Annotated in this window: 26 protein-coding genes and 1 pseudogene; 6 read left to right on the forward strand and 21 right to left on the reverse strand. The window is 63.5% G+C overall.

What is annotated here, in order from left to right; all coding sequences use genetic code 11:
- From C5N93_RS25925 to tadA, 5 genes and pseudogenes are all read right to left on the reverse strand, one after another.
- A pseudogene (locus C5N93_RS25925) lies at positions 1–148 on the reverse strand (allantoicase); the annotation flags it as partial.
- 101 nt (positions 149–249) lie between these two features.
- A complete protein-coding gene (gene uraD / locus C5N93_RS25930; protein WP_242561614.1) occupies positions 250–771 on the reverse strand; it encodes a 2-oxo-4-hydroxy-4-carboxy-5-ureidoimidazoline decarboxylase in 522 nt (173 codons plus the stop codon).
- A 170-nt stretch (positions 772–941) separates the two neighbouring features.
- Entirely contained in the window at positions 942–1,886 is a 945-nt protein-coding gene (gene puuE, locus C5N93_RS25935; RefSeq protein ID WP_242561533.1) for an allantoinase PuuE, read from the reverse strand.
- 346 nt (positions 1,887–2,232) lie between these two features.
- On the reverse strand, positions 2,233–3,165 hold the full coding sequence (gene ldcA / locus C5N93_RS25940) for a muramoyltetrapeptide carboxypeptidase (RefSeq protein WP_242561534.1): 933 nt from the start codon (positions 3,163–3,165) through the stop codon (positions 2,233–2,235).
- Positions 3,162–3,737: a tRNA adenosine(34) deaminase TadA gene (tadA, locus tag C5N93_RS25945; protein WP_277990475.1), complete on the reverse strand. Its 576-nt coding sequence runs from the start codon at positions 3,735–3,737 to the stop codon at positions 3,162–3,164. Before tadA ends, ldcA begins: the two co-directional genes overlap by 4 nt.
- Positions 3,738–4,274: 537 nt before the next feature.
- Between tadA and C5N93_RS25950 the strand changes: the two genes are divergently transcribed.
- Positions 4,275–4,907 (forward strand): hypothetical protein, encoded by a 633-nt coding sequence (locus tag C5N93_RS25950; RefSeq protein ID WP_242561535.1) that lies wholly within the window; start codon positions 4,275–4,277, stop codon positions 4,905–4,907.
- 78 nt (positions 4,908–4,985) lie between these two features.
- Here C5N93_RS25950 and C5N93_RS25955 read toward each other — a convergent pair whose 3' ends face one another.
- The 4 genes from C5N93_RS25955 to C5N93_RS25970 form a co-directional block, all read right to left on the reverse strand.
- A complete protein-coding gene (locus tag C5N93_RS25955; protein WP_150723132.1) occupies positions 4,986–5,657 on the reverse strand; it encodes a GntR family transcriptional regulator in 672 nt (223 codons plus the stop codon).
- 292 nt (positions 5,658–5,949) lie between these two features.
- Positions 5,950–6,816, reverse strand: coding sequence for a hypothetical protein (locus C5N93_RS25960; protein WP_242561536.1), 867 nt, complete (start codon positions 6,814–6,816; stop codon positions 5,950–5,952).
- A 141-nt stretch (positions 6,817–6,957) separates the two neighbouring features.
- Complete coding sequence (locus tag C5N93_RS25965) at positions 6,958–7,572, reverse strand: LON peptidase substrate-binding domain-containing protein (protein WP_069345011.1); 615 nt, start codon at positions 7,570–7,572, stop codon at positions 6,958–6,960.
- 82 nt (positions 7,573–7,654) lie between these two features.
- Positions 7,655–8,587 carry a LysR family transcriptional regulator gene (locus C5N93_RS25970; protein ID WP_242561537.1) on the reverse strand — a complete coding sequence of 311 codons (933 nt, stop codon included), beginning with the start codon at positions 8,585–8,587 and terminating at the stop codon, positions 7,655–7,657.
- A 114-nt stretch (positions 8,588–8,701) separates the two neighbouring features.
- Here C5N93_RS25970 and C5N93_RS25975 point away from each other — a divergent pair, with 114 nt between their 5' ends.
- Entirely contained in the window at positions 8,702–9,949 is a 1,248-nt protein-coding gene (locus C5N93_RS25975; protein WP_242561538.1) for an MFS transporter, read from the forward strand.
- 55 nt (positions 9,950–10,004) lie between these two features.
- Here the strand turns inward: C5N93_RS25975 and C5N93_RS25980 are convergent, their stop codons facing one another.
- From C5N93_RS25980 to gcvA, 7 genes are all read right to left on the reverse strand, one after another.
- On the reverse strand, positions 10,005–10,409 hold the full coding sequence (locus tag C5N93_RS25980; protein WP_242561539.1) for a hypothetical protein: 405 nt from the start codon (positions 10,407–10,409) through the stop codon (positions 10,005–10,007).
- A 69-nt stretch (positions 10,410–10,478) separates the two neighbouring features.
- Positions 10,479–11,990 (reverse strand): efflux transporter outer membrane subunit, encoded by a 1,512-nt coding sequence (locus C5N93_RS25985; protein ID WP_242561540.1) that lies wholly within the window; start codon positions 11,988–11,990, stop codon positions 10,479–10,481.
- A 4-nt stretch (positions 11,991–11,994) separates the two neighbouring features.
- A complete protein-coding gene (locus C5N93_RS25990; RefSeq protein ID WP_242561617.1) occupies positions 11,995–12,909 on the reverse strand; it encodes an HlyD family secretion protein in 915 nt (304 codons plus the stop codon).
- Between the two features lie 7 nt (positions 12,910–12,916).
- Entirely contained in the window at positions 12,917–13,111 is a 195-nt protein-coding gene (locus tag C5N93_RS25995; RefSeq protein ID WP_242561541.1) for a DUF1656 domain-containing protein, read from the reverse strand.
- Between the two features lie 92 nt (positions 13,112–13,203).
- Positions 13,204–15,339: an FUSC family protein gene (locus tag C5N93_RS26000; RefSeq protein ID WP_242561542.1), complete on the reverse strand. Its 2,136-nt coding sequence runs from the start codon at positions 15,337–15,339 to the stop codon at positions 13,204–13,206.
- A 213-nt stretch (positions 15,340–15,552) separates the two neighbouring features.
- Positions 15,553–16,455 carry a LysR family transcriptional regulator gene (locus tag C5N93_RS26005; protein ID WP_242561543.1) on the reverse strand — a complete coding sequence of 301 codons (903 nt, stop codon included), beginning with the start codon at positions 16,453–16,455 and terminating at the stop codon, positions 15,553–15,555.
- Positions 16,456–16,489: 34 nt separating this feature from the next.
- On the reverse strand, positions 16,490–17,386 hold the full coding sequence (gcvA, locus tag C5N93_RS26010) for a transcriptional regulator GcvA (RefSeq protein WP_242561544.1): 897 nt from the start codon (positions 17,384–17,386) through the stop codon (positions 16,490–16,492).
- 143 nt (positions 17,387–17,529) lie between these two features.
- Between gcvA and C5N93_RS26015 the strand changes: the two genes are divergently transcribed.
- A complete protein-coding gene (locus tag C5N93_RS26015; RefSeq protein ID WP_069345003.1) occupies positions 17,530–18,234 on the forward strand; it encodes an SDR family oxidoreductase in 705 nt (234 codons plus the stop codon).
- 122 nt (positions 18,235–18,356) lie between these two features.
- Here C5N93_RS26015 and C5N93_RS26020 read toward each other — a convergent pair whose 3' ends face one another.
- Positions 18,357–19,259: an alpha/beta hydrolase gene (locus C5N93_RS26020; RefSeq protein ID WP_242561545.1), complete on the reverse strand. Its 903-nt coding sequence runs from the start codon at positions 19,257–19,259 to the stop codon at positions 18,357–18,359.
- Positions 19,260–19,420: 161 nt separating this feature from the next.
- On the opposite strand from C5N93_RS26020, the gene C5N93_RS26025 reads away from it, so the two are divergent.
- Positions 19,421–20,329, forward strand: coding sequence for a LysR substrate-binding domain-containing protein (locus tag C5N93_RS26025; RefSeq protein ID WP_242561618.1), 909 nt, complete (start codon positions 19,421–19,423; stop codon positions 20,327–20,329).
- A gap of 17 nt (positions 20,330–20,346) precedes the next feature.
- On the opposite strand, the gene C5N93_RS26030 is transcribed toward C5N93_RS26025, so the two are convergent.
- Entirely contained in the window at positions 20,347–21,222 is an 876-nt protein-coding gene (locus tag C5N93_RS26030) for a helix-turn-helix transcriptional regulator (RefSeq protein WP_242561546.1), read from the reverse strand.
- A 329-nt stretch (positions 21,223–21,551) separates the two neighbouring features.
- Here C5N93_RS26030 and C5N93_RS26035 point away from each other — a divergent pair, with 329 nt between their 5' ends.
- On the forward strand, positions 21,552–21,929 hold the full coding sequence (locus C5N93_RS26035) for a cupin domain-containing protein (protein WP_242561547.1): 378 nt from the start codon (positions 21,552–21,554) through the stop codon (positions 21,927–21,929).
- 18 nt (positions 21,930–21,947) lie between these two features.
- On the opposite strand, the gene C5N93_RS26040 is transcribed toward C5N93_RS26035, so the two are convergent.
- Positions 21,948–23,042, reverse strand: a complete 1,095-nt coding sequence (locus C5N93_RS26040; RefSeq protein ID WP_242561548.1) for an NmrA family NAD(P)-binding protein — start codon at positions 23,040–23,042, stop codon at positions 21,948–21,950.
- A 99-nt stretch (positions 23,043–23,141) separates the two neighbouring features.
- Positions 23,142–24,119, reverse strand: a complete 978-nt coding sequence (locus C5N93_RS26045; RefSeq protein WP_242561549.1) for an enoyl-CoA hydratase-related protein — start codon at positions 24,117–24,119, stop codon at positions 23,142–23,144.
- Between the two features lie 291 nt (positions 24,120–24,410).
- Here C5N93_RS26045 and C5N93_RS26050 point away from each other — a divergent pair, with 291 nt between their 5' ends.
- Complete coding sequence (locus C5N93_RS26050) at positions 24,411–24,959, forward strand: helix-turn-helix domain-containing protein (protein ID WP_242561550.1); 549 nt, start codon at positions 24,411–24,413, stop codon at positions 24,957–24,959.
- Between the two features lie 137 nt (positions 24,960–25,096).
- On the opposite strand, the gene C5N93_RS26055 is transcribed toward C5N93_RS26050, so the two are convergent.
- Positions 25,097–25,993: an oxidoreductase gene (locus C5N93_RS26055; RefSeq protein WP_242561551.1), complete on the reverse strand. Its 897-nt coding sequence runs from the start codon at positions 25,991–25,993 to the stop codon at positions 25,097–25,099.
- Positions 25,994–26,039 lie beyond the last annotated feature (46 nt).

The following is a 26,039-nucleotide window of genomic DNA, read 5'->3' on the forward strand; positions in this document are numbered from 1 at the left end:
CGGCCGGCTCAGGGTTGAGCATGCGCTCTTTGGCCGCAAAGAATTCGTCGCTGGCGACCAGCGCCTGTGCACCCAGACGCGGATCGGCCAGGTTGACGTAACGGCGCACGAATTCCGGTGCGTTCGGGTCTTGCGGGGCGAGGGCCATGCCAACTCCTTGTTACTCGGTATTGTCTGAAACGGTTTCGATACTTCACTGCGCCAGTGACATCGGCACCCGGCGCAATCGTCAAATTCGGCGTGAGCCTTTTAGTCGCGCACGAGATCCTGCAAACGAAAACCGGCGATACGGAAAATCTGACGCAGGCACTCTTCGATTTCATCCGCCCGGCTGCTTTCCAGACGCGTGGCGAAGTTCTCGATGATGCTGCTGCGTGTGTGCCCGCGAACCGCCAGGATGTACGGGAAGCCGAACTTCGTCTTGTAGGCGTCGTTCAGTTCGGTCAGGCGCGCAAACTCTTCCGCGCTGCACTGGTCCAGCCCGGCACCGGCCTGCTCGCGTGTCGACTCGGCCGTCAGTTCGCCTCGCACCGCCGCTTTGCCCGCGAGTTCCGGGTGAGCGCAAATCAGGGCGAGTTGCGGGGCTTCGCCAGCATCGATGACGGCCTGACACATGGCGTCGTGCAGCGCGTTGACGGTCGCAAACGGACGATCTTCCCAAGCCGCTTCGGCGACCCACGGGGAATGCTCGAAAATGCCGTCCAGCGCGGCGATGAATTCAGCGCGCGGCAGCGCCGACAACTGGGCGACGGTTCGTTGGGTCATAGGCAACGGGGCATTCATTCACTGCTCTCCTGGAGAACAAAGGTGGCGCCCCGCCACGCGCTACGCGCAGCCCGATGACGCCTGTCGGATTTCAATGTCGAGCTCAGCCACCGTGCCTTCATGGCACGTCTGCCCAAGCGTCGACGGTTTGCGGTTCCTGTCGGACGAACTGTCGATCAGGCCGCCACGAATGGGTGACGTTCCTGCCAATGGCGCGCTACGTCGATACGTCGGCACACCCACACGCGATCGTGTTTCTCAATGTGGTCGAGGAAACGCTGAAGCGCCGCGAAACGGCCCGGGCGCCCCAACAAACGGCAGTGCATGCCGATCGACAACATCTTCGGCGCTTCGTCGCCCTCGGCGTACAGCACGTCGAACGCGTCGCGCAGGTAATGGAAGAAGTGATCCGCCGTATTGAAGCCCTGCGGCGCGGCAAATCGCATGTCGTTGGAATCGAGCGTGTATGGCACGACCAGATGCGGTTTCACGTCGCCATTGCTGGTCTGCACCTGCGTCCAGAACGGCAGGTCGTCGCCATAGTTGTCGGAGTCGTACACGAAACCGCCCTGTTCGACCACGAGACGACGCGTGTTCGGGCTGTCCCGGCCGGTGTACCAACCCAGCGGCGCGTTGCCCGTCATTTCCTTGAAGATGTCGATGGCAATGCGCATGTGCTCGCGCTCGGTCGCCTCGTCCATGTTCTGATAGTGAATCCAGCGCCAGCCGTGGCACGCAATCTCATGCCCCAACTCCTGAAACGCTGCCGTCACTTCCGGGTGGCGCTGCATGGCCATCGCCACACCGAACACGGTCAGCGGCAAACCGCGCCGCTCGAATTCGCGAAGTATGCGCCAGACACCCGCTCGCGAACCGTACTCGTAGATGGACTCCATGCTCATGTGGCGCGCCTCGTAAGCGGCGGCGCCAATGATCTCGGACAGGAATTGCTCGGACGCACGATCGCCGTGCAGAACGCAGTTCTCCCCACCTTCTTCGTAATTCAGCACGAACTGCACGGCGATGCGCGCACGTCCCGGCCAGTCGGCAAACGGAACGTGGCGGCCGTAGCCGATAAGGTCGCGGGGGTAATCCTTGGCGTTGGTGCTGTGACTGGCCATGATGTCTTGGCATCCTTCTGATGGCGGAACGATCGAAGCAGTTTAGCCAAATACGGTCGGGCGAGACATAGCCATATTCAGATATTCAGGCTGCGCTTAACGATATAGTCCGCCCGCGCCGACGCCCCAGACACCCGCGCAAATCGCCGCCGCCGCGCGTCGACACGAATGTCCACCGGATCGCCGGGTTGCCGCGAATTTCTTTGAAACGCCCGTCAAGCTGCGTTCAACACCCGCAATTCAGCCACTTTTGCAGCGCAACAAAAAAGCACGCCGGGCGGTGGATTCACCCAGGCGTGCTTCTATTTAACGCGCTTCCGACCCTTGAGGGCAGCTCAGTCCACGCTCATGCGCCGAGATAGGGATATCCCGTAAGCGTGAGGGTGACTTGCGCTCCCGACGTCTGCAACCTCGCCTGTCCACCAACGGGCAGGGTCAGCTTGTCAGGGCAGTGGCCGAACGGCATTGCGGTGACGATCGGAATGCCGATGACACGGCGCATGCTCTCGATCATGGTCGTCATGTCGTAGCCGTTGTCGTAGTCGCTCACCCGGTACTGCGAGAAGTCACCCAGCACCAACGCGCGCTGACGCGCCAGAATCCCCGATTGATGCAACTGGTACAACATGCGCTCGACCCGGTACGGCGGCTCGTTCACGTCTTCGACGAACAGCACCCCACCGTCGATCTGCGGCAGGTAGCGGGTGCCGATCAGACTGCACACCATCGCCAGATTGCCGCCCCAGAGGGTGCCGGACACGTCGATATCGCCGCTCGCTCCGTCGCCCGCCCACTGAACCGTATGCGTCGGCGAGTGCAGCACCGACTCGAACTGTCCCACCGTGAAATCGCTCAGTGTCTCGGCGCCGAAATCCGCCAGCAACATGGGTCCGGCAAACGTGATCACATGCGACTGCGACAGCAGCGCCAGTTGAATCGCAGTGAAGTCGCTGTGACCGACCATCGCGACCGGTGCATTGCACAGCCGATCATGGAGTGCGCCGTAATTCAGACGATCGAGCAGATGCACCGCCCCATACCCGCCACGCATCGCCAGGACGATTTCCGGCAGCGGATGGTCGCGCCGCGCGAGATGGTTGATCTCCTCGACACGTTCGTCGTCCGTGCCGGCAAAGCGCAAATAACGTCGCGCCAACGCCTCACGATTGCTCACGGTATAACCGAGACTCTCCAGCGTTGCGACGCCACGCGCGGCAACGTCGGCGTACGGAGCGTAGCCCGAAGGGGCGATCAGTTCGACAAGCTTGGTCTGCGTCAATTGGAAGATTCCGAGGGGGGAACGGAGGACAGGTCTGCGTCAGCGGCATTAGAGGCCGTAGCGGCAGCAGCATTCGCAGCCAGCGACAAGCGACGCGCCTTGGCTGCTGCGCGCCGCTCACTGAAAAAAGTCTGAAGCATGCCGACGCACTCGTCGCGCATCACGCCGCCAACGACTTCGGCATGGTGATTCAGACGCGGTTCCCCGAAAAGATCGACCACGCTGCCGCAAGCGCCGGTCTTGGGGTCGGCCGCACCGTACACGACACGCTTGATGCGCGCGTGCATGATCGCGCCCGCGCACATCACACACGGCTCCAGCGTCACATACAGTTCGCAGTCGGGAAGACGATAGTTGCCCAATGCCTTTGCCGCCGCGCGCAGGGCCTGCATTTCGGCGTGTGCCGACGGATCGTGGCCACTCACCGGACAGTTATGTCCGACCGCCACGACCTGCCCGTCGCAGACGACGACCGCACCCACAGGCACTTCCGCCTGCGCCATGGCAGCGCGCGCCTGCTCAAGCGCCAGCCCCATGTAAGCCTCGTCGGTCGCAGGTAAATCTCGATTCATGAAACGTTGACGAAAAGCCGCGGCGCGCCGCATATCCCGACATCTTCCGGGACTCGCCACTCACCGCGCAATTGGCCGAAACCGGCAATGCGCTATTCTCGCACAGCGTCGACTTTCAGCCTTAGCGTTGCCTTCCTTCGGCACGTCCCTCGGCACTTCTCCCGGTACTTCCCGAGACACGACATGACTTCGCGTCGGTGCCGCACGAGGGCGCCTCGTCGGTTAATACTCGATGCGTCCATCAGACAACGCTACGGTCACCTCATGTCAAACGCCAAGATCTCAGCCCGAAGCGGCAGCTATCCCGCTGCCGACGCCTCCCCCTCCGCCCCATCCGCCATTTCCCAACGTTCCAGCGCAGCATCACAGAACGCACCAGCCGCCGCCGGGACAGTATCAGCGCCCACGACGCACGCCGTATCTCCCGCCCTGTCATCACTGGCGCAACGTCCGGCGCCGAGAGCGACGACAGGCGAAGTCAGCGCATCAGCCGACGCAACGCCCTTTCCCAATCGAAATTTTCAGAAGGGCGATCTCGTGTATGGCGTCGAAAAAGGCCTGGACGGCGGGATCGGGCGCAAGCACTACATCGACTACCGGTTTCGGGCCCGCATGACGCCGTGCCGGATCGACGATTTCCGTATCCTGAAGGAAGAACAGTCCCTCGCGCCGAAGATGCCGGCAGACGAAGAGCAGTCCTTCCGGGAGACGCTCCTCACGCATGAGAAGTACTCGAATGCCGTCGGCGGACAGGACAACAGCGCCATTCGTCGAAAAGTCAAAGGCGGGCTGGAGTGGGCAACGCGCGTGGCCGACAAACATGTGCACTTCGTGCTCGACTCACTGGACATCGACGCCGTCGTCAACAAGAACTTCTCCGTCGACGTGCCGTCCGGGTCCAGCGACAATCTCGCGCCGGGCGAGACGAAAAACCGCTCGTTCACCGGCGCGGAGCTGCGCTGGCTCTACCGCAACAAGGACGATCCCCGTGTGCAGAAAAACGTCCACTTCTGGATGAATCGCCAGCAAGTGCCGCCGCCGTGGCAGGCGTACAAAAAGGAAGAAATGGTGATGACGGACACCGGTCCGGAATTCAAGACCGAAACCGTCGACGGGGAAAAGCTGTGGGGTAATTACGTGCCGAAACGCAAACCCGAGTCACAAGGGTGACGAGGCGCAATCTTGTGATTCATGCCCCGCTTTAGCACCACACCGCCGGGAATCGCGAGAATCCCGGCGCACCCCGATTCAGAACGCCGCGCGCGACAGGAAGCTGAGGTCTTCGCGAGCCATCGCCTTGATTTCGTTGCGGGTCGTGAGGATATGCGCTTCGAGCATCGACACCACGGTGGCCACGTCACGTCGCCGGCATGCCGCCAGGATCTCGTAGTGATCGTGCTGCGGCTTCACCTTGCCGGTCGCCTGCGACATCGCTAGATGCGAGTAACGGTCGGTGTTCAGACAATACTCTTCGATCAACATCCGCAGACGACGATTGTTCGCAGGCGCCGAAAGCGCCAGATGGAAACGTCGGTTGTACTCGGCCCACTCGGAGACGACTTCCGACGCCGAGTAATTGGCGAGAATTTGCTCCATCGCCTGAAAATCGCGCTCTGCCATGTTCGGCACGGCCAGTCTGGCCGCGTGGCATTCCAGCGCCACCCGAATGTCGAGCATGTCGCATAACTGTTCGAGATTCATGCTCGCCACCGTCGCACCACGGTTCAGATGGTGCGTGACCAGCCCCTCCGCTTCCAGTTGACGTAGCGCTTCCCGAACGGGCACGCGGCTCGAATTGAAACGCTCGGCGAGCGCTTCCTGACGCAATTGAAATCCACCCGGGAGCACGCCACTCAAGATCTCGTCTCGAAGCGTGTCGCGGATGGCCTGATGAAGTGCTTGGGGTCCGGGGGTTCGCATATGGCGCGATTAGAGCATAGTTTTTACCCACATTGCGATTCTGGATCCAATCATCAATAACTGGATCCAGTATACGATTATGGATCCAAAATCGCAGGGTTTCGCTCGTCGCGAAGGGGTTCTATCAGAGAAGACGATAGGGGGCTGAGAACAACGCGCAGCGTGCAGGGGCGACGCCCCGCCCCTTCCCCACGGCGGACTTCTTCACTCACTTTATCGTCCGCCTTGTCGTCCACTTTATGGCTCGCTTTTCAGCCCGCTTTACGGCCCGTCTAGCGGCGCCCTTCGCCGCTTACTTCCCCGCCCGCGCTTCGGCCAATGCGATGGTCAGATGCGCGACCTTCTTCTTGAGCGCATCGCGCTCCGCGGTCATGGCCTTGAGCTCGCTCGACAGACGGGTCAACTCGTCGGACGGATCGGCGCTCGTATCCCACGGCGGCGTGCCGTCATCTTCCTCGGCAACCTCGTCTTCCTTCTTCTTGCGCGGCTTGACCGGGCGCGCCTCACGCACCGAGCGGGCCAGCTCACGTAGCTCCTGCTTGCCCGCGACCACGGCCGCGACCTGCGCCGCCTGTGGCAGCGTCGACACAGCCGCTGCCGCGTTGATCGACACCTCGCCGCGCTTGACCGCGTCCACGAGTTCGGGCGCCGCTGCATTGTGAATCTGCTCGATCTGCCCCAGCGTGTTGCTCGACAGACGCGCCGCGCGGGCCAAGGCGGCCCGCGTGAGCGCCATCGTGTGCGCAGGAATCGACGACTTCGTGCCTTCCCCCGCCGACACCTCATCCGCCACCGGCGTCGCGGCGGCCGCTTGCGCCGGCGCCTCCGGCGTCTCGCGCGCTTCGAGAATCGTCTTCTTGCGCAACGCCAGCACGCCGCGCTGGTAGTCAGAGACGCTGCGGCGACCCAGATGGTTGTCGATCATCCACAGATGCACGTCGTCCATCGACTTGAACGACGGGTTTTGCACCGTGCGGAATTCGATGTCGTGCTTGCGGCAGATTTCGTAACGGTTGTGGCCGTCGACCAGCACATCGCCCCACAGGACGAGCGCGTCGCGGCAACCTTCGGCGAGCAGGCTTTGTTCGAGCGCCCCGTATTCGTCAGGCGTGAGGGGGTCGATGTACGCCTTGAGTTCTTCGTTGATCTGGACTGTCATGGATTTGTGTAACGACGCCGTCGCGCCCGGCGACGGCATGGGAATTCGTAGCAGGCGACATTATCGCCTGTTCGGCGAGGAGGCAGGCAAATCGCCGCAGCACATCGACATATCCGTGCATGTCGACCGACCGGCGAAGGTTCAGGACAACACGCCGTGATCCGTGAGAAACGCCTGTATGCGCGCCAGCCGCGCGACCGGGTCGTCGATGCCCAGCAGCGTCTCTTTCTCGTGGGCAGGCAGCGGCAGCAATTCCGCCCAGCGATCGGCCACCCAGCCACACTCGTCGAGACGGTAAGGCGGCGCAAGTGGCAGCTTCGCAGCGCGCGCCGGATCGCGCTGCAACCCCGCGATCAGCTTGCCCAGGGTATCCGCACTGACTTGCAGGGTGTCGGGAATGGCGACGTTGGCATCGTCAGGCAGCAGGTCCGCCTCCCCCATCCACAAGCCGTATTTCCCAAGCTCGACGGAAGACAGCCGGAACTTCGTCGTGCCTCGGCAGACCAGTTCGAGCAACGCCGGCATCGGCGCGCGCCAGTCATCGATGCGCGCCATGGTGCCGATCATCGCAGGCTCCTCCACGCTGTCGGGCAGGCGCACCTCGCTGCCCTGTCGCAACACGACGACACCGAACTCCGTGCCATCGGCGAGACATCGTTTGATCATGTCGAGATAGCGCACCTCGAAGATGCGCAAGTGCAACACCCCAGCGGGAAACAAGGCGTTGCCGAGCGGGAAGAGCGGGATCTGGGCCATGCCGTATCATGACATGAAGTCACGTCCGACAAGTAACGGCACCTGCCGTCCCGGACGACGGTTCGCGTCGACCGATCTGCCTTCAGTGCGCGCACGCCTCGGGCAAGGTCACGGCCTCCTGCTCGAAACGCTCGATTAGAAAATCGAGCAGTGCACGTACACGCGGCACCATGTAGCGCGTACGATGCCGCACGGCATACACGCCTGCCTCTGTGGCGATGAAATCCGGCAGAAGAATCTTCAACCGTCCGGCCCGAACATCGTCGGCGGCGTCCCACAGCGTCTTTCGGACGATACCTCGTCCGTCGAGCGCCCAGCGGCGCGCTATCGTGCCGTCGTTCGTCTCCCAGGCTTGCGCCATCGGCACGGTGAACTGCCAGGTCGCTTCGTCCTTGCGGAAATGAAACTCGTTGAGCGGCCCGGAAGACGTAACCAGCACGATGAACCGATGGGCCGACAACGCCTCAGGGGTCTGCGGTTCGCCATGACGCGCCAGATATTCCGGCGACGCACACAGCACGCGGCACATCGGTGCGAGACGACGCGCCACGAGCGTGCCATCCGCCGGTTCGCTGAAGCGGATCGCGAGATCGACGTCGTCCTGCACGAGATTGGAGATCGAGTCGGTCAGCGTCAGCGATAGCCGGATGTCCGGATACCGCGCCACGAATTCGTCAAGCCAGGGGGAAAGCTTGTGCGCCCCGAAATCGGTCGACGCCGACAACCGGATCTTGCCGCGAATTGCTGCGCACCCGGCTTGAAGCGCCGCTTCGCCGTCGTCGATGGCCTGCAACGCGACGAGACAGTGCGAAAGGTAGACGCGCCCTTCGTCCGTCAAGCGCAACTGACGCGTGGTGCGTACGAACAGCCGCGTCTGCAACGACGCCTCCAGCTTCGCCAGCCGGGCGCTCGCCGCCGCGGGCGAGAGCCCCAGCTTGCGCCCCGCCGCAGAAAGACTGCCGAGCGTCGCCGCCGTCGCGAACAAGCGCATGTCACCCAGTTGATCAGTCGCCATTTTCTATCTGCATTTGAAAGTCATTCAAACTATTGACAGATTATCAAAAGCAAGCCGAATCGGCAGACTACCCGGCATCGTCCCCCTCGGGACATTTACGCTCGACGATCGACCATGTCTGCTTCTTCGACTTCCCCCAGTTCTCCCACACCCCCGACTGCCGTCGCGCCTCGTGCCGACGCCACCCCCTGGGCCTCGCTGACCGCGTTGATGCTCGCGACCTTCGTAGCGGCGGCCAACGAGACGGTCCCGGCCGGGCTGCTGCCGCAGCTCGCCGACGGTTTTCACATCTCCGAATCCTGGGCGGGCCAGATGGTCACGCTCTGCGCGTTGGGCGCAGGTCTCGGGGCCGTGCCGCTGACCGTGCTGATGCATCGCTGGTCGCGCCGGACGGTGCTTGTCGTTGCGCTGCTCGGCTTCGCCTTGTGCAATGCCGTCACGGCGCTCTCATCGGACTTCACCTTGACGCTCGCCGCCCGCTTCGTGGTCGGTCTGGCCACCGGCGTGGCATGGAGCGAGATCGCGACCTACGCGCGGCGTCTCGTGAGTCCCGAACGTCAGGGACGTGCCCTCGCCTTCGCCATGCTGGGGATTCCGCTGGCGCTTGCCATCGGCGTGCCGGCGGCGACCACGCTTGGTCAACTGATCGGTTGGCGCTCGGTGTTCGGCGGCTTGTCGGCGTTCGCGCTCACGCTCGTGGGCTGGATGTTGCTGATCGTGCCGAACGTCACCATCGCAAGCACTGCAAGCAACGGCACCCACCATGGATCCCCCGCTCGCGCTTCCGTCATCGACGTACTCCGCATGCCGGGCGTGCGTCCGGTGCTTGCGGTGGTCATGTTGTGGGTCGTCGCGCACTACACGCTGTACACGTACGTCGCACCGTTCCTCGCGTCCTCCGGTATGAGCGGACGTCTCGCTACGATCCTGTCGGCGTTCGGCATCTCGACGCTCATCGGACTCTGGGGGATCGGACTTTGGGTGGATCGCTGGTTGCGCAGGCTCGCGCTGACGGCATTGGCCACCTTCGCGGCCGTGATCGTGGCCTTCGGGATCTGGCCAGCGTCATGGGCGGTGCTCGCCGTCGGCGCAGTGCTTTGGGGACTGAGTTTCAGCGGCGCGCCGACGATCCTCCAGACAGCGCTCGGGAATGCCGCGGGCGAGCATGAGAACGTGGCGCAATCGATGCTCGTGACCGTCTTCAATCTGTCGTTCGCCGCGAGTGGCGTACTCGGAGGCGCCGTGCTGTCGACTTGGGGTGCCGCCGCGCTGCCGCATGTGCTCACGTGGCTGGCGTTAGCGGCGTGGGGGGTAGCGTTCGCCGCCAAACGGCATGGCTTCACGCAACGCCTGCCTCATTGAGACGCACCGCATTACCGACGCGCCTTCCGCATCGCGGCGAGCGCTGCGACCTGACTCAACCTGCGCTCGTCGTCAGCCGCTCGACGAGCGCTTCCGCTTCTTCACGCGTCGCCACCGCTTCATGCGGAATGCCGAACGCCTTCACTGCGGCCTCCCCCATTGTGCGGACGGCCGCACGTCGCGTCTCGTCCGGCTCGATACTCACCAGCGCCTTGCAGACCGCCGCCAACGCGGACTTGTTGTGCTTGAGCCAGACGGCACGCTGCTTGCGGTCCTCGTGAGTCTCGTCACGCGTCAACTGGTCGTAGACCACCACGAACGGCGCGCCATGCTTCACGAGCGCCACCATCTCCGCCTCCCAGTCGCGGGCGTAGCCCGGCTCGGCGGCCTCCTGATTGAAGGTGACGAACGGGAGTTCGCGGATATCGTGAATCGAGAACAGATTGGGATCGAGTGGCATGGAATTCGCTCCTTGAGCCGTGAGAAAAACCCGAAGAAAAGAGAAACACAACGCGTCGATCGAGCGCCATTAACCGGCCTCGCCGTCAACGCGCTGACGGGCAGTCGCCTGCCCTGTCGACGTGTCCTGCTGCCAACCGGCACCGAGTGCCTTGTAAAGCGCAATGGCGCTCAGCACCTCGGCGCCCTGACTATCGGCGAGCGCATCGCGGGCGCGATTGGCAGCACGCTGGGCGACGAGTACCGGCAGATAGCCGCTCAGGCCGTGTTGGTAGAGACGTGTCGTGCGGGCCAGCGCCTGCCGGCTGTCGTCGACCGCCGCACGCAGCGCGATCTGCCGTTGACGCTCGCTATGCAATCCGGACAACGCGTCCTCGACATCGCGTAACGCCAACCGCACATCGCGTTCGTAGGCAAGCCGTGCCGCGTCCGTTTCCGCCTGCGCAGCCGTGACACCCGCCTTCGCACGACCGCCGTCGTATAGCGTTTGACTGCCGATCAGCGCCGCAGACCACGCAACGCTCGCGCCGGAGAACAGGTCCCGGATCAGACTGGCCGTAGTCCCAAGGCTCAGCGGAATGCTGAAGTGCGGGAAGCGTTCGGCTTCGGCCACGCCGATCTGGGCGGTCGCCGCCGCAAACCGGCGCTCGGCGGCACGCACGTCGGGACGCTGCCGAATGACCTCGGACGGCATCGTCAGCGGCAACGCAGGCATCGTGGGCAACGCCTGTGACGGCGTGGCGAGCACATCACGCCATTGCGCAGGAAAGCCGCCCGTCAGTACGCCGATTGCATGACTCAAGCGCTCGACTTCAGCCTGCAACCGAGGCGGCTGCGCCTGCGCAAGTTCCCGTTCGGCACGCGCCTGCGCCACTTCGGCTGACGTGCCCAGCCCTTGCGCGAACGCCCGCTGCGCGAGACGCTCGCCTTCGAGCAACGTGCGGATGTTGTCTTGCGCGATGCTCAACCGTACCTGCGTCGTACGCAGTGTGGCGTAATCAGCCGCGAGTTCTGCGAGCAGGCTCACGCGAACCGCGTCGCGATCGAACGCCACCGCCTCGACACGCGCGTCGGCAGACTCCACCGCACGACGCGTACCTCCGAAGACATCCAGTTCCCAACTGGCGTCGAATCCCATTTGCCACGTCCGCGATTGGCCCACACCCGGCGGCCAGTCGAGACGCTTGCTCGATCGCAACGCCTGTGCCGTGCCACCCGCAGCCACCGTCGGTCCGAGATCTGCGGCGATACGCATACGCTCGGCACGCGCTTGAACCAGACGCGCCTGTGCTATCCCCAGATCGCGGTTATTGGCCAGCGCCAGATCGACCAGCCGGTCGAGCGTCGCATCGCCAAACGCTCGCCACCAGTCGCGCAGACGTGCGCCATCGGACGCGCGACTCGTGTCGAAGCTGTCGCGCGCGTCGTGCCACTGCGCCGGGACGTCCGTGAGCGGCGCATGGTAGTCCGGCCCGAGGGTTGTGCAAGCGGCCGTCGTCAGCACGCCCGCGAGTACGAGGCATGCGGGTACCCTCGACATCCGTGTACGCAACGTGCGATGCGAAATCAATGCGATGTTCATGGCGTCACATCCATCGCATCAGCAAACTGGCGAGGCGCCCTTTCGGAGTTGCCCCGGCATCGGCGCGCCCAACGTCGACGCTGCAAGTCATGCCGGCGGCAAGCACTACGCCCACCGGCACCCGATCGATTTCGATCCGCACAGGGACACGCTGCGCCAGCCGTATCCAGCTGAAAGTCGGCTCGACGCTGGGCAAACCTTGTGCGTCGGCATGCTCGTTGACGTCAGTGATCCCCCGACCGATGCCTGCGACGTGCCCCTCAAGCATGTCGTTGAAGCCCATGAGCCGAATGCGTGCCGGTGCGCCCGTGCGAATCCCGTGCAACTTCGTCTCTTCGAAGTAGCCCGTGACCCAGAAGCGATGCGCGTCGATCAGCGCGACGTTGCCGCGCCCCGCCACCGCGTAATCGCCGGGACGCAAACGCAAATGTGTGACATACCCATCTGCGGGGGCCCGCAACTCGGTGCGTGCCAGATCCAGACGCGCAACATCGAGCGCCACCTGTGCACGACGCTGTTCGGCCTGCGCGATGGCAACCGCCTGATTCGCGCGCTGAATGTCTTCGCCGGGCACGAGATCGTCCATGCCGCGCCGACGCTTCGCGTCCTGCGTTTTCTGTTGCAGCGATGCGCTTGCCGCGCTCAATTGCGCTTCAGCCTGCGCCACGGCATAACGAAAGCGCTCAGGGTCGATCCGGTACAACACGTCGCCGCGCTTGACCAGCTGGTTGTCGGCGACGGCCACCTCAAGCACCGTGCCGGACACTTCCGGGGCGATGTGCACGACTTCCGCACTGACTCGCCCGTCGCGGGTCCAGGGAGCCACCACATAGGCGCGCCAAAGCGCCACCACGAGCGCCACGGCGATTGCGACCGCGGCGAGCGTACCCACGGCCTTGGCGACGGGACGAAACCACATCATTCGATCAGACATAAAGCACCAACACGGAAACCAGACAAAGAGAGAGGGCGAACTCGAAGAGCGCCGGATGCCAGACGTGGCGCATCACGCCCGCACGCGTTATGACGAAGCGAACCCCGAGAAACACCGGCAACGCGATGCAGGCATAGACGAAAAACGGCGGCAGATAGATGCCGGCGACAGCCACTTCAGTGAGCATGAGAACGATTGAGCAAGGGTTGTGCGAAGCCCACCGGTCGGCCGTCGAAGTGTTCGACGAGATGCGTGGGCAGGATGAGCACCATGACGGATTCATTGCGCATGAGTGCGGCCTGTCGGAGGAGATGCGAAGTACGCTGCGTGAGCGTCGAGCAGCTCAGCGATATCGGTGAGCGCCGCGACGAGACGCGCCAACGGCAAGGATTGATCCGTAGCGAGCGGAAGCGACGCTTGCAGGATCGCCAACCGCCGCGCCGCGTAACGCGCATGGCGCGCGGCCAATGCAGGTCGCCCGGCGCGGGTGCGTCGTGACATCCGCGCCAACGCCGTTGCCACCACCTCGCGGGAGGCGAGCATTCGTGCCGGTTCGGCGTGCCGCTCATTGCCGTCCTCGCCTCCATCACGCAGCATCCACACCCGCAGGCGCCAAGCCTCACGACCGAGATGGAGACTGGCGAGCGCGTCGTCGACATCGCGACGCATGGCCTCCGGCTGCGCCTTGCGGAAGGCACCCAGTTGCGCGATGCGATGCTGCTGACGCCACTGCCATACGCGGGCTGAAGCACGGGCTGAAGTACGCGCCGACGACAGCCGCCCTCTGACGTCACCCCCCGTCCCCGCCGAATGCGTCGAGATCGATGACGCCGCGCCCCACAGCGTACGCAGTGCTTCGTCACGGATCCGCTCTTGCAATCGCGCAATATCCTTCGGCAAGACGCGCGGCAACAACACACGAAATCCCAGCCACGCGAGCAGCGTTCCGGCAATCCAGGCGAGTGACCAGTTAAGGAACAACGGCACGTCGTAGTGCATCGGGTTATCGGCCGCTGTGAGCGTATTGAAGCCCACGAGATACGCAAGCGCTGCCAAACCATGCTTCGGCAATGTCGTCGCATAAATGCCCGGCAGCCAGAACATCCCAAGCACAACGAGCAGTAACGGCAGCCCCTCGATGTGCGGCAATACGTAGAACGCGCACACAAAGGCGACGGGCACCGCGAACAGCGTGCCCTTAACGAACTGCCACGCGCCGGCAGCTGGATTTGGCGCGGCTGCCAGCAACGCACAATACGGCGCAACGATCAGCAGCATCATGTCCCCGTGCGGCCAGCCCGTGACAATCCATGCGGCACCGGCCGCAAACAGCGTCAGCGCCGACCGTACGCCGTTCTGCAACGCAGCGCGCGGATCACGATGAAAGCGGACCGTCACCCCACCACCCGCGGGACGCGGACGATGCAAAGACGCGAGACCATCGAGCGCCGCCAGATAGTCGTCGATCTGCTCGATCAGGCGATCAAAGGCAATGAGCGTCTCAGGGGATATTGATGCAACGTCGGCCATCGCGCGGCGAAGCTTTGCGCGGGCCTCGCGCAGACAATCCGCCGCACGTTCAAGCCCTTCAGGCCCCGCACCGACGGCTTGCGCTGCGTCTTGCCACGCATGCGTCAGCATGGTCCGCAATGCCGACGGCGCACGCCGCGACATGTCGCTTGCCGATGCTGCGGTCAGTGCAGCAAACAGCGACGCCATCGCATGCCGCACGGTGTGAGCACGGTGCGCCAGATCCACCGATTCGGCCTTGCCGACAGCCAACAAATCGTCGACACCGTAAATCTCGGCGATCAGTTGACGCCGCAGATCATCGGTTCCAGCGCGCGCTGCCGCGCCCCCCTCCCCGTTATCAGCGGCGATCGTCTGTGCCGCTCGCACCGCCAGCCGCGAGAGCATCGCGTCGAGCTTGCTGCGCATGCCGCGTCGGCTGAACAGCGCGGTGACGAGCGACAGGCAAATCACGCCGACCATGACGGTCGAGCCGCGACCGATGACATGCTCGAAAGCGAGATGAGGATGCGTCAGCGCACCGAACGTAGCGAGACCCACCGTATATCCGGCCACCACGACACCCGATGCGCGAAAGTGCCGCAGCATCGTCATGCCCGCAACGCACACGCCGAGCCAGGTCGCGAACCCAAGCACGAAGAGCCACGGCATCTCGGCGAAGGCCGACATCAGCACAAAGGATGCGACGATACCCACGAGCGTGCCGAGCACCCGCCACGCGCCCTTGCCGATCACGGCACCCTGAACCGGATTGACGACCAGCAATACCGTCGTCGCCGCCGAGAACGGCATTTCCAGTTCGAGAAGATAGGCAACGCAAAGCGCCAGCCAGGCCGCGACGATCGACCGGATGACGTACGTGGCACGCGGGGATGTGATGTCCAACCGCGCAAGACCCGCGAGAAGCCGGTGCGACCACATCTCGCGAAATGCGTTGGGAGAAGTTGCCGAAGCAGGCGTGGGTGACACGATGACCCTTGAAGACAGTGACGATGCTCATCACTGTAGGGTCGGGGGCATAGATGCGAATAGTGACTTGATTGGAATCAACGATTGCGTCACACGCATCGATTCGAAGATTTCGTCTGCTTGAAGAGGCTAATAGGCTTCGCAGATATGCCGGATCGTGCGACGCAACCACTGATGCGCCGGATCGGCCTGAAAACGCGGGTGCCATGCCTGTGTCAGCACGACCGTCTCCAGCGGCACCGGAAAGTCGAACTGACGCAGACGCATCCCCGCGGCCACGGCGCTTTCTGCCAGATGCGAAGGAAGTGCGAGCAGCAAGTCGCTGTTCTGCAAGGCAAAAAGCGCGGTGGACGGCGTGGGCACGACCAGCGCCACGTGACGTCTGAGCCCGACATCTTCCAGCGCACTATCGATCGGCCCGGCGAACTTGCCACGCCTCGATACCCCGATGTGCCCCCATCGCGTGATCCGCTCCGGCGTAATGTCTTCGTCGAAAATCGGATGATCCTGACGTGCAATGCCCACGAAGCTCGTCGTAAAGAGCGATTGCACGCGAATCTCGGGCCCCAGCTTGCGCGACGCGCTGATGAAAAGATCGATCCGTCCGCTACGCAACGCCTCGTCGTCGACATCGTCCTCTTCCGGCGCGAAGCGCAGCATGGCACGCGGCATTTCCTCGGCCATCGCTTCGAGCAATCGTCCCGAGTGCAGGCCGACGAAGATGTCGTTCGCCCGCACATTGAAGCGCCGCTCCAGCGCTCCCAGGTCAACGCTCGCCCCCGGCGCCAGCACCTGCGTCGCCTGTTCGACCGCGAGACGGACCTGCTCGCGCATCGCCAACGCGCGCGGCGTCGGCACCAGCTTGCGGCCGGCCTGAACGAATACCGGATCGCCCAGCGCCTCCCGAATCCGGCTGAGCGTGCGGCTCATTGCGGGAGGGCTCAGGTGCATGCGTCGGGCAGCGCCGACTACGCTCCCCTCCTCCAGAAGCACGTCGAGGGCATGAAGCAGATTGAGATCGGGGTACGACATGGCACCTTCCGCGGTCGTTGCGTAAAACGCAATCCTAACGCGCAGATGGTGCTTCCCGCAAAAGCCATTCATGAACGTCCGCGATCTGCCCGGCATGACGCGCGCGACGTGGATACACGATGTAGAAGCCGGCACCGGTACGCAGTTCGGTGTCGAACAGCCGCACCAGACGGCCCGCCGCAATCTCCGTCGCTACGAAATCCCGATGCGCCAGCGCCAGCCCCTGCCCGGCGACGGCGGCGTCGATCGCGAGTGCCGTTTGATTGAATCTGACGTTCTTGGCCGCTGACAGCGGTGCCTGCGGCAGCGCCAACTCAAGGAATCGCGGCCAGGCGTTATGGGCGTCATGCAGCAATGCGTGCCCCCGCAGGTCGCCCGTCTCACGGGGATGCCCCGAGTCAGCGACGACGCCCGGCGACGCCACCGCAATCTGCACCTCCTCGAACAGCGGCTCGACGACCAGCCCACCGCCAAAGGGCGGACGTCCGTAGCGCACGGCGAGATCGACTGCATCGCTGTGAAAGTGCGAAAGCCGGTCGGTCGCGAGGATACGTAGATCGATGTCGGGATGGGTTTCGAGGAATGCAGGAAGCCGTGGAATCAGCCATTTCGAGGCGAACGTCGGTGTAACGCTGATCGTCAGACGCAACGGTTCCGGACGCAAGGCCTGCGTTGCCTCCGTGAGCATCTCGAAAGCGCGCCGCACCCCGCCCGCATAGCGCCGCCCGTTCTCGGTCAGTGACAGCGTGCGTGGATGTCGCTCGAACAACTTCATCCCCAACTCGGCTTCGAGACCACGCACCTGCTGCGCAACCGCACCTTGTGTCACGCCCAGCTCTTCGGCAGCCAGCCGGAAATTGAGATGCCGGCTGGCCGCCTCGAAAGCGCGAAGGGCGTTCAGCGACGGGAGTCGGCCAGGAATGTCAGTCATAGCGCCACGGTGTAGTTTTTCTACTGCATTAGCAGTCGAAATCTGATTCGTCGAGTCGGTGTCGCGATGTTACGCTGTTGCACACGTTTGACGAGATCCGGCCACCGTTGGGGTGAGCGCCGGCGTATCCGGAGGATATCAGCATGACAGTAGAAAAAGTGGCGTTGATTACGGCGGGCGGTAGCGGCATGGGCGCTGCGGCAGCTCGACGTCTGGCCGCAGATGGCTTCAAGGTCGGCATTCTGTCGTCGTCCGGCAAGGGCGAGGCGCTGGCGGCCGAATTGGGCGGTGTGGGCGTCACCGGATCGAATCAGTCGAACGACGCCCTGAAGCAACTGGTGGATCTGGCGGTGGAGCGCTGGGGACGTATCGACGTACTGGTCAACAGTGCCGGGCACGGCCCGCGCGCCGCGATCCTCGACATTAGCGATGAAGACTGGCATCGCGGCATGGACACGTACCTGATGAACGTGATCCGCCCGACCCGGCTCGTCACGCCGATCATGCAAAAACAAGGCGCGGGCACGATCATCAACATCTCCACGGCATGGGCGTTCGAGCCCAGCGAGATGTTCCCGACGTCGGCCGTATTCCGCGCGGGGCTGGCCTCGTTCACGAAGCTCTTCGCCGACCAATATGCGAAGGACAACGTCCGCATGAACAACATTCTGCCGGGCTGGATCGACAGTCTGCCGCAGCAGGAGACGCGCCGTGAGAGCGTGCCGATGCAGCGCTACGGCAAGTCGGAGGAGATCGCCGCGACGGTGGCCTTCCTCGCGTCCGACGGCGCTGGCTACATCACGGGACAGAACATTCGTGTGGACGGCGGACTGACCCGCTCGGTCTGACGAACCCAAATCTGCGTGATGGGCGGATGGGGCGGACGGTGGCGGACGGCTCGCACTCGCGAGCCCGTCATCGCCGCCATCGCCGCCATCGCCCTCTCGTCCGTCACCGCGTGACAAGGGGCTTAGCGTCCCTCAAGCAGAAACGGCAGCACGTCTGCCAGCAACACATCGGGCGCTTCTTCCGCAATGTAGTGACCGCAAGGCAGCGGGTGCCCGCGCACGTTGGACGCCACGCGCTGCCACTCTGTCAGCGGCTGGAAGCAGCGATGCACGACACCCTGCTCGCCCCAGAGCGCCAGCACCGGCATCTCAAGCTTGCGCCCTGCCTCACGATCCTCGCGGTCGTGCGTGAGGTCGATCGTAGCCGCCGCGCGGTAGTCCTCACAGACGCCATGCGCTGCGCCCGGCAGCGACAGACAGCGCTGATACTCCGCCAACGCGCGCGGGTCGAACGGTGCCAATCCGGCGCTCCGCCGCCCCATCACGTCACGCAAATAGGCCGCAGGATCCGCTTCGATCAGACGCTCAGGCAGCGGCGCGGGCTGAATCAGGAAGAACCAGTGCCAGTAGGCCCGCGCAAAGGCGTCGCCCGCCTGCTCGTACATGGCGAGCGTCGGCGCAATGTCGAGCAGCACCACCCGGTCAACGATCTCCGGATGATCGGCGGCCAGTCGATGCGCAACGCGCGCGCCCCGGTCGTGAGCCAACACCGAGAACGACGTATGCCCCAACTCGCGCATGGCGGCCACCATGTCCTGCGCCATGACACGCTTGCTGTAAGCCGTATGCTCGACGTCACCCGCAGGCTTGGCGGAGTCGCCATACCCCCGCAGATCGGCTAGCACCAGCGTGAAATGCTGGGCGAGCGCAGGCGCGACCTTGTGCCAGATGGCAGACGTCTGCGGGTGTCCATGCAGCATCAGCAACGCCGGGCCGCTACCACCGGTCAGCGCATGGATATGCTGGCCGTCAGGCGTCGGCAAACGATAGGCGGTGAAGCCGGGAAAGAGTGCTTGGGAGGTCATAGGCCCTTTTCTGCCGTCAGGTTCGGTGCGGGTTCGATGCGAGTTTGATGCGATAGCGGCGCACGGCCGCGTGTCATGCACATCCTATATTTGATGCAAAACGACATAAAGTGACTCAAAATCACTTCATTGTTAATTGCAAGGCACGAATCGACATGTCAGTGGACGGCTTCTCCGATCTGCGCTTTTTCGCGACGCTCATGAAGGAAGGTAGCATGGCCGCTGCCGCCCAGCAGATGGGCATTACGCCACCAGCGGTCAGCCGTCGGCTGGCGCAACTGGAGCATCGGCTCGGCGTGCGATTGCTGCATCGTACGACACGACGCATCAGCCTCACACCGGAAGGCGAGATGTACTTGCAGGACGGCGCTCGAATCCTCGGCGAACTCGAAGCGTTGGAGCATGCCGTGACCGGCGCGCAGACCTCGCCTCGCGGCCTGCTGCGACTGGCCGCAACGCTCGGCTTCGGACGCACGCACATCGCCCCGGCGCTCTCTGCGTTTGCCCGCGAGTACCCGGAGGTCGAGGTGCAGTTGCACCTCACGGATCGGCCGGTGAATCTCGTCGAACAAGGATTCGATGCGGCGATCCGCTTCGGCGATCTACCGGACTCCCGTCTGACGGCGCGGCAGTTGATGCCGAACGCGCGGGTGCTGTGCGCGTCGCCCAGCTATCTGACCGACGCGGGCGAGCCGGCGCACCCCTCGGATCTGGCGGCGCATCAGTGCATCGTGATTCGCGAGAGCGACGAGACCTACGGGACCTGGCACTTCCGGCAGGCCGATCGTCAGGAGACGGTCAAGGTACGCGGCATGCTGAGTACCAACGACGGCGCCGCCGCCACGACATGGGCGCTGGACGGACACGGCATGCTCATCCGCTCGATGTGGGACATCCATCCGTATCTCGCGTCAGGCCAATTGCGCGCCGTCATGGTCGACTGGGCGCTACCGCCGGCCGACATCAAGCTCGTCTATCCGACCAAAAGCCATCTCTCCGCGAAGACGCGAGCGTTGGCGGACTTTCTGGTGACGTGGTTCCGGGCGACGAATCCGACGCAGAAGACCTGACGTCACGTCACATCACATCAGCCGCGACGCCGGAACTCCCCCGGCGAAACGCCGGTGACTGCCCGAAAGACACGGGCAAAGTGCTGCGTCGTCTGGAAGCCGCAATCGATGGCGACATCGAGTACCGACCAATGCGGCTTGGCGAGCAGCGTCATCGCGCGCTCTATGCGCAGTCGCGTCACATACCGATGGGGCGTGGTACCGAACGTCTGCCGGAACAGCGCCGTGAAGTGCGACACGCTGTAACCCGCGCAATCGGCAAGTTCGGCCAGCGCGACGGTGCCGTCCAACCGGCTACGCACGAGATCGTCGACGCGTCGGGCCTGCGCAGGCGTCAGCCCCCCACCGCTTTCTGACGCAGCGCAAGACGCGTGATGACCGACCAGCGTTGCCGCCATCGCCTGCTCGATGCCGTCGAGGAAAAGTCGACCGCTGCGAAAGCCGTCGCGTTGCTCCGCATGAAGTGCGCCCATGAGCATCGTCAGTTGCGCGCTTTGTACGCTGCTGGCGGGCATGACCGTCGCCCGCCCGCTCCGGCCGGCGGCAAGCGAGGCCTCCGCCAGCACGCGGTCGTCGATGCGCACACTCACCACGCGTGCTGGCCGCACCCAGCGTACCGTCTCCATTTCGTCGCGCAACGACAGCGCCACGGCGCCTGCGGGCACCACGAGGCGCTCAGGCGGCAAGCTGTCGGAGCAGTGATCGATGTGCGCCGCGTCGAGAAACAGGGTGGCGATCTGTTCGGTGATGACATGCGAGAGCGGCATGTCGGACGGGACCTCGTGCGTTTCGATGAGCAGCGTCGGCGACGGCGAATGCAGCCCGAGCGGTTCGCCGTCGAACAACGGCACACGTTTTCCATCGCGAATCGCGGTAATGCGTTCCGGTTTCATGCGGGTCTTCCTGCCATTGCTGCCCCTGCGGGCCCTTGGTTGTGGTGAATGCGCCGACGCGTCTTCCAGGACCTTTCGGACTTTCAGGACGAACGGAATTTTAGGTCGCGAATCGCCGGATCCGGCCTGTCGACCGGTGGGTGGTGTGCGCTAATGCGAACGTCCGCCCGATATCCGGGTTTCGTCGTGTCCTGCCAAATCGAGAGTTCGAGATGACATCCGTTGCTTCGCTGCCGTCCGTAGTAGAACGTTCGGCCCCCACCTATTTATTCCTTGGCGTTTCGATGCGGGTGCTGTTGTCCTCGCAGCAAACGGGAGGTCAGTTCACGATGATCGAAGGCACGATGCCGCCGGGCGGTGACGGCGGCCTTCACCTTCACCGGTTCGAGGACGAATCGATGACGATTCTGGAGGGCGAGCTGGAAGTGACGATCGGTGACGACGTCACGGTGCTGCGCGCCGGGCAATCCTATTTCGCGCCGCGCGGCGTGCCGCAACGTTTGCGGAATTTGGGGAAGGTGCCGACGCGCAGCCTTCTGGTCACGACGCCCGGCGGCTTCGACGAATTCATCGTCAAGGCCGGGCTTCGGGTCGAGGGCGCGATGCCGGCCAAGCCCGCCGAGCCCCCGACACCAGCGCAAATGGTCGCGCTGCTGGAGATGGCGAGAACGCATGGCATCGAGGTGCTGATTCCGCCGGGCGCGTAAAGCGGGATCTGAGGGGCATCAGAGCGCGCCCTGCCCCCGATCCTCGACCAGCTTGAGCAATGGCGGCTGCCGGAACCAGTTTTCCGGCTGCACGCGCTCCCATAGCCCGCCTTTACCAAGCGCGAGCCCCTTCTCCTGCTCCCGTCGCAGCCACGCTTCCACGGTCCGGATGCGATTCGGATGAATCTCATCGAGCAAGGCGTAATCGCGCGTAATCACGTTGTGCTTCCAGACATTCCAGAACCCGGTGAAATTGTCGCGAAAACTCATGGTGCTCTTGTCTTTCGGGTCTGCGTTGTAACCGGCAGGCCGTCCGGCGGACGCCGCCAGCGGGCCTTGCCAATAGTCGTCCACGGCCGTGTCGACGTAACGCGCCGGGCGCCCTGTCACCGCTTCGAACGCCTCGGCCAGCCTGGCGTAATGCACATGCTCGATGGCGACTTCGAGGTTCATCCCGTTCGCGCGCGACGGGTTGTCGAAGAGCCAGCGCACGTAATAGCCACAGTCATCGAGGGCGACGTGCGGCACCGCGCCGTCGCCCAGCGGCACACGCCACGTCACGACACCGTCTTCCACTGAGGGCGACATCGGCGTCATGGCCGCGATGGCCATCTCCATGTACGGCCCGGAGGTGAACACCGCAGCCCCCATGCGCTCGCGATTTGTCTGGTTCTGAAACAGGATCCATTCGCCGATGCGGCCCTTGCCGTCGTAGTGACCGGCACGAAATTTCGAGTCGTACCCGGCCTTCTTGAGCGCGTAATCCAGATTGCCGTAGACGAAGAACCGGATGCCCTCTTCGATGGCAATTTCGTAGCAGCGAATCGCCCAGTACATCTCGGTCCGTTCGCCGGTGTTGAAGCCGTCGATGTTGATGAAGGCGCCGTCGCAACCACGCAGTCCTGCACGTAGTGTGCCTTCGTCCGCAAACGTACCCTCGACGATCTCCGTGTTGCCGAGCGCCAGCAATTCGCGGGCGCGTCGAGAGTTGGCATCGCGGCTGAGCGCCCGCACGAAGTACTTCTTGTCGGCGACCAGCGCACCGATCACCGGCAAACCTTGTGCGCCGGTGCCACCGACGACGAAAATTCTGGACGTAGCGTGAGACGTCATGACGCGTTCCCTCCCGGGGCATGGATGTGGATGTTCAGATGCAGTGCGCGCCAGCGCGGTGCATTGGCCGCGCTGCGCGCCACCTGCGGTTGACGGCGATCAGTTGCCGTGAAAGACCGGTGCGCGGCCCTGTGCCTCGGCCGTGACACCTTCGATGAAATCGTTCGTGCGGTACACCGCGCCGTACTGCGCCCCGAGCGCGGCGAATGCCGGCCCCTGACTCGCATCGATGGCGAGGTGCGCCGAGGCCAGCGTCGCCTGCACGCCAAGCGGGCCGCAAGCTGCGACCTTGTTAGCGATTGCGATGGCTCGCTCAAGCGCAGCTTGCGGTGTCGCCGCAATCTCTTGCAGCGTGCCCATGCGGTACGCATCGTCTGCCGTCCAGTGATCGCCGGTCAGCATGTAGCGCATGGCGTTGCCCCACCCCGCTTCCTGAACGAAACGCACCGTCGAGCCACCGCCCGGAAACCGTCCGTGCGTGTTTTCGTCCTGACCGAATTGCGTATTTGCCGCAGCAATACGGATGTCCGCCGAGAGGAACAGTTCGTGCGCCATGTTCCACGTATCGCCATGCACCGCGACGATCAACGGCTTCGTGCGATGGCCCGGCCCGTAGTTGAGCGGATTGACGATACGCGGCACGCCGACAAGCGGACTGCCAGCGGCCGAAGCCTTGCGGAAGGCATCGACGTCGATGCCATGCGAAAAGTGCTCGCCGTGACCGTACAGCACCACGGCCCGCAATGATGGATCGTGATCGAAGTCGTACAAGGCGCGTGCCAGCGCGCGAAACGTGTCGGGATCGATGCGGTTTTGCAATGCCGGACGATTCAGGCCAAGCAACGCGATCTGTCCACGACGCTCGACCGTCAACGTGACATCGGCGCTAAGTGGAACTTCGGCGAGCGTTGTCGGCTGCGGTGCAGGTCCGCCGGAAAGCGGCGCGGCCTGCGCGGCCGGGGGTGTCTGTTCAGCGCCGAGCGCGGTCGTTGCCGCAGTCATCACGGGGACGATCCCGGCAATGGTGGCGGTGGCCTTCATCAAAGTGCGGCGCGTGAGGTCTGGCGTTTTTTCCATGGCTTGAAGCTTCGGTAAATGCGCCCTTTCGGACGCGGGTATTCCGTCAGACGTCACGTGACGACAAGGTCCGCGATGGGTGGCGGTGCCAGTCAATTGGCAAATTCGATAGTCAATCTTATTATAAGAGTTACAATTCGTGCAAGCGGGGTCGTATTACGAATTCTTCGTTTCTTTCAATATTCAGCGCATAACGTCGCTCATTTACTGGATTGTTGCCGTCGACGGAGGTAGTTCTTATAATCAGAGTTTCCCCACTCGGGGATTCGAAACCGCGAGGAGATCCGTGACATGCGCTCGAAAGGATTTGACGGCATGGTGTGTTCCATCGCCGGCGTGATGGGTGCGATTGGGGATCGCTGGGGTCTGCTGATCCTGCGTGATCTCGTGATCGGCCTGCACCGCTATGACGACTTTCGTCAGTCGTCCGGCGTGACCAACGCGACACTGAGTGACAGGCTGAAACATCTGGAGGCCACTGGCCTGGTGGAGCGGCGCCGCTATCAGACGAATCCGGAGCGATTCGAGTATTGGCTCACGCCCAAGGGGCGTCAGATTGCCCCAATGATGGCGTTGATGTCGCAGCTCGGAGATCGGATGGCGATGGCAGGCACTGACGGCCCGTCGCTGAAGATCGTCAATCGGAAGACAGGCGCGGACGTTCAGTGGGCGTTCATCGACAAGAGCACCGGTCAGCCAGTGACCGGGCCGGATATCGCGATTGTGGAAGGTCCGGGAGCGGATGAATTGACGCGCTGGCGTCTGGCCAAGGCGAAGCAGAATCGGGAAGCGGAGCAGAATGCGGCTGAGGGTGCCGTTGCGAGTGGCGTTGCGAAATGACGAGCGGTGATGCGCCCGTCATTTTTGCTGTCAGCATCTGACCAACGACCACGGCAAGTTCTGCCCGTCGCCATCGGGACGTAAGATCGCGCCGACTCGCCGGTGCGCTGCGGCGATTGCCTTAACCTCTAGAACATTTAACCCGGCCCTTCGCTACCAGCCGCCAACAGCGGCACCACCACATCGCTGATCGGCGTAGGAACGTGATGCAGGCGGCCATAACGCTGGATGACGCCATTTCGGATATCCCACTCAAGCGGACGATTGGCTTGTCGATCGGCAAGGATGGAAGTGCCTAAATCGGCGGGTGCACGCTGAAACGCGTCGAGGATTTCCTGCGGAACGCTGTCGCTCAGCGACGCACCGCTTGCCCGGGCCACGCTCAGACATTCGTGCAAATAGGCGGACGCCAGACCTGCAATATCACTTCGCGAGAACATGCCAGCGCGACGATTCGCCAGCACCATCAGGCCTGCGACCGCGTTCTGCAGAAGTTTGCGCCAGGCGACGGAGGTAAAGTCGGCCGACAGATCGACTGCGCAGCGGGTACCGTTCAGCAAATCGGTGACGCGTGTCGCTTGCGGCACGTCGGGCAAGGTCAGACGTGGTTTCGCACGCAGCCAGACAGAAGCATCGGCCTCGCGCTGCGCGGGGAACCAGACAACCGAGGGCAGCACTTTCGCGCCGTTGACGTAGGGTTTGAGCTGCGCTTGCTGCTCGACACCATTTTGCAGCGCGCATACCACGGTGTTCTGATCACACAGCGCCGCCAGCCAGTCGACGCTGTCAGCAACCTGAGTCGTCTTCACGGCAATAAACACCACGTCGAACGGGTGATCTATCGTTGCCGGATCACTCAACACCGGACCCGGCACCACGATTTCGCCCTCGTCATGACGCAACGCCAACTGCGCATGCGCAGTGCGCCCACAAAGCACTGGCGTTCGGTCAACTTCATGCAATGCCGCAGCAATCACGGTACCAATGGCGCCGGGACCAATGAGCGCGACGGTTGGACGTTCAGACATTTTCACTCCCCCTGACAGGCATTCGAGACGAAAAAAAGCCCGCAATGAAGCG

This window comes from Pandoraea sp. LA3 (genome assembly GCF_022696215.1).
GTDB classification, from domain to species: domain Bacteria; phylum Pseudomonadota; class Gammaproteobacteria; order Burkholderiales; family Burkholderiaceae; genus Pandoraea; species Pandoraea capi.

Coding starts and splice junctions, on each gene's coding strand:
- C5N93_RS26035 (WP_242561547.1), top strand. CDS start 21,552: ATGATCGAAGGCACGATGCCGCCGGGCGGTGACGGCGGCCTTCACCTT.
- C5N93_RS25980 (WP_242561539.1), bottom strand. CDS start 10,409: ATGCCACTCGATCCCAATCTGTTCTCGATTCACGATATCCGCGAACTC.
- C5N93_RS26030 (WP_242561546.1), bottom strand. CDS start 21,222: ATGAAACCGGAACGCATTACCGCGATTCGCGATGGAAAACGTGTGCCG.
- C5N93_RS26045 (WP_242561549.1), bottom strand. CDS start 24,119: ATGGAAAAAACGCCAGACCTCACGCGCCGCACTTTGATGAAGGCCACC.
- puuE (WP_242561533.1), bottom strand. CDS start 1,886: ATGGCCAGTCACAGCACCAACGCCAAGGATTACCCCCGCGACCTTATC.
- tadA (WP_277990475.1), bottom strand. CDS start 3,737: ATGAATCGAGATTTACCTGCGACCGACGAGGCTTACATGGGGCTGGCG.
- C5N93_RS26005 (WP_242561543.1), bottom strand. CDS start 16,455: ATGTCGTACCCCGATCTCAATCTGCTTCATGCCCTCGACGTGCTTCTG.
- C5N93_RS25975 (WP_242561538.1), top strand. CDS start 8,702: ATGTCTGCTTCTTCGACTTCCCCCAGTTCTCCCACACCCCCGACTGCC.
- C5N93_RS25985 (WP_242561540.1), bottom strand. CDS start 11,990: ATGAACATCGCATTGATTTCGCATCGCACGTTGCGTACACGGATGTCG.
- C5N93_RS25995 (WP_242561541.1), bottom strand. CDS start 13,111: ATGCTCACTGAAGTGGCTGTCGCCGGCATCTATCTGCCGCCGTTTTTC.
- C5N93_RS25960 (WP_242561536.1), bottom strand. CDS start 6,816: ATGACAGTCCAGATCAACGAAGAACTCAAGGCGTACATCGACCCCCTC.
- C5N93_RS26020 (WP_242561545.1), bottom strand. CDS start 19,259: ATGACCTCCCAAGCACTCTTTCCCGGCTTCACCGCCTATCGTTTGCCG.
- C5N93_RS26015 (WP_069345003.1), top strand. CDS start 17,530: ATGACAGTAGAAAAAGTGGCGTTGATTACGGCGGGCGGTAGCGGCATG.
- C5N93_RS26050 (WP_242561550.1), top strand. CDS start 24,411: ATGCGCTCGAAAGGATTTGACGGCATGGTGTGTTCCATCGCCGGCGTG.
- C5N93_RS25965 (WP_069345011.1), bottom strand. CDS start 7,572: ATGGCCCAGATCCCGCTCTTCCCGCTCGGCAACGCCTTGTTTCCCGCT.
- C5N93_RS25955 (WP_150723132.1), bottom strand. CDS start 5,657: ATGCGAACCCCCGGACCCCAAGCACTTCATCAGGCCATCCGCGACACG.
- gcvA (WP_242561544.1), bottom strand. CDS start 17,386: ATGACTGACATTCCTGGCCGACTCCCGTCGCTGAACGCCCTTCGCGCT.
- C5N93_RS25970 (WP_242561537.1), bottom strand. CDS start 8,587: ATGGCGACTGATCAACTGGGTGACATGCGCTTGTTCGCGACGGCGGCG.
- C5N93_RS26040 (WP_242561548.1), bottom strand. CDS start 23,042: ATGACGTCTCACGCTACGTCCAGAATTTTCGTCGTCGGTGGCACCGGC.
- C5N93_RS25990 (WP_242561617.1), bottom strand. CDS start 12,909: ATGTGGTTTCGTCCCGTCGCCAAGGCCGTGGGTACGCTCGCCGCGGTC.